The 2,152-nt window shown below is 64.0% G+C and carries 2 protein-coding genes; both read right to left on the bottom strand.

The annotated features are described in order from the left end of the window. Nucleotides 1-202 precede the first annotated feature (202 nt). The gene (gene gatB, locus B3C64_RS00100; protein WP_291532874.1) at nucleotides 203-1,699 is read right to left on the bottom strand and encodes an Asp-tRNA(Asn)/Glu-tRNA(Gln) amidotransferase subunit GatB; all 1,497 of its coding nucleotides are present in this window, start codon (nucleotides 1,697-1,699) and stop codon (nucleotides 203-205) included. A 24-nt stretch (nucleotides 1,700-1,723) separates the two neighbouring features. Continuing rightward, a partial coding sequence (locus B3C64_RS00095; RefSeq protein WP_291532873.1) for an amidase family protein occupies nucleotides 1,724-2,152 on the bottom strand: 429 nt, incomplete at its 5' end.

Genomic DNA, 2,152 nt, shown 5'->3' with positions numbered 1-2,152 from the left:
GCGCACCGTGCAGCGTCACCACGCCGGGCGATCCGTCATGCCGGTGCATGGCGACTCGTCCGACGACCTTCGGCAACGCCCTGCGGCTCGGTACCGGCGGCGGGATCGGTACCGAGCTGTATCTCAGTACCGGACGGCACGGCCATGGCACACCGTTCGTGGCGGAATCACGGCCGTATCAGCCATCCCGCCATCGCATGGTCTACTTGATCTTGCCCATCACGATCTTGGTGACGGCCTTGGCGTCGGCCTGCCCGCGGGTGGCGCGCATGACCGCGCCGATGATGGCGCCCATCGGCTTCATGTTGCCGCTCTTGAGCTTCTCGACGATGTCCGGGTTGGCAGCAAGGGCCTCGTCCACGGTCTTCTCGAGGGCACCGTCGTCGGACACGACCTGGTAGCCGTGCTTCTTGACGACCTCGGCCGGAGTGCCTTCGCCGGCGAGCACGCCGGCGACGGTCTGCTTGGCCAGCTTGTCGTTCAGCTTGCCGGCCTTGATGAGCTTCTCGACCTCGGCGACGTCGGCCGGGGTGATCGGCAGCTCCTCAAGGGTCACGCCCTTGTTGTTGGCCTCGCGGGACAGCTCGCCAAGCCACCACTTCTTCGCACCGGACGCGGTTGCGCCGGCCTTGACGGTCTCCTCCAACAGATCCAAGGCGTCGGCGTTGAGCACGTCGCGCATTTCCAGATCGTTGAAGCCCCATTCGGACTTCAGGCGGTTGCGGCGCTCACGAGGCATTTCCGGCATCTGGGCCTTCATTTCCTCGATGTGCTCCTTGGTGATGTGCAGCATCACCAAGTCCGGATCCGGGAAGTAACGGTAATCGTCGGCATCGGACTTCACACGACCGCCGGCGGTGGCCTGCGCGGCCTCATCCCAGTGACGGGTCTCCTGCAGGATCTCGCCGCCTTCGGAAAGGATCGCGGCCTGACGGCGAATCTCGTACTGGATGGTCTTTTCGATGCCGCGGAACGAGTTCACGTTCTTGGTCTCGGAACGGGTGCCGAACGGATCGGACGGGCTGTTGCGCAGCGACACGTTCACGTCGGCGCGCATGTTGCCCTGCTCCATGCGGGCGTGGGAGATGTTCAGCGCACGCACGATGTCGCGGATGGCGCGCATGTAGGCGCCGGCGATTTCCGGAGCGCGGTCGCCCGCGCCTTCGATCGGCTTGGTGACGATTTCGATCAGCGGCACGCCGGCGCGGTTGTAGTCGACCAAGGAGTGGTCGGCGCCTTCGATGCGGCCGTCGGCGCCACCGATATGGGTGTTCTTGCCGGCGTCGTCCTCGATGTGGGCGCGCTCGATCGGCACGCGGAAGATGGTGCCGTCGTCAAGCTCCACGTCCAGGTAGCCGTTGCCGTTGGTCGGCTTGTCGTACTGCGAGATCTGGTAATCGCGCGGCATGTCCGGGTAGAAGTAGTTCTTACGGGCGAACTGGCTCCACTCGTTGATCTCGCAATGCAGGGCGAGACCGAGCTTGATCGCGTAATCGACGGCGGTCTTGTTGACCACCGGCAAGGAGCCAGGCAGACCGAGGCTCACCGGGGTGAGCTGGGTGTTCGGTTCGCCGCCGAAGGAGACTTCGGCCGGGCAGAACAGCTTGGTCTTGGTGGACAGTTCCACGTGGGTTTCCAGACCGATGACCGGGTCGAACTTCTTGACGGCATCGGCGTACTTCATCAACTTTTCAGCCATTTTGTTTTCTTTCCTCCGATGCTTCTACTTGTTCAAGCCGTCGAGCCACGGGGTCTTCAGGGACTGCCAGATCGGGCCGTTCCAGTCTTCCTCAAGGGCGGCCTCAAGTGCCGCGGCCGGCTTGTACATGGCCTCGTCGCGCTGCTGCGGGGCGAGGAACTGGAAGCCGACCGGCAGGCCATCGTCGCTCAGACCGGCCGGGATGCTCATGGCCGGAACGCCGGCGAGGTTCGCCGGGATGGTGGTGATGTCGATGGCGTACATGGCCATCGGATCCTCGGTCTTCTCGCCGAACTTGAATGCGGTGACCGGGCTGGTCGGGCCGACCAGCACGTCGACCTTCTCGAACGCCTTCTTGAAGTCCTCGATGATCAGGGTGCGCACCTTCTGCGCCGAACCGTACCAAGCATCGTAGTAACCTGCGGACAGCGCGTAGGTGCCGAGGATGATACG

Source organism: Bifidobacterium sp. UBA6881 (assembly GCA_002451435.1).
GTDB lineage: Bacteria > Actinomycetota > Actinomycetes > Actinomycetales > Bifidobacteriaceae > Bifidobacterium.
Note: the sequence above shows the minus strand (reverse complement) of the source record. Positions and strands in the feature narration are given on the sequence as shown.

Bases quoted from the DNA above. Each gene is read 5' to 3' on its own strand.
- gatB (WP_291532874.1), bottom strand. From the start codon at position 1,699: ATGGCTGAAAAGTTGATGAAGTACGCCGATGCCGTCAAGAAGTTCGAC.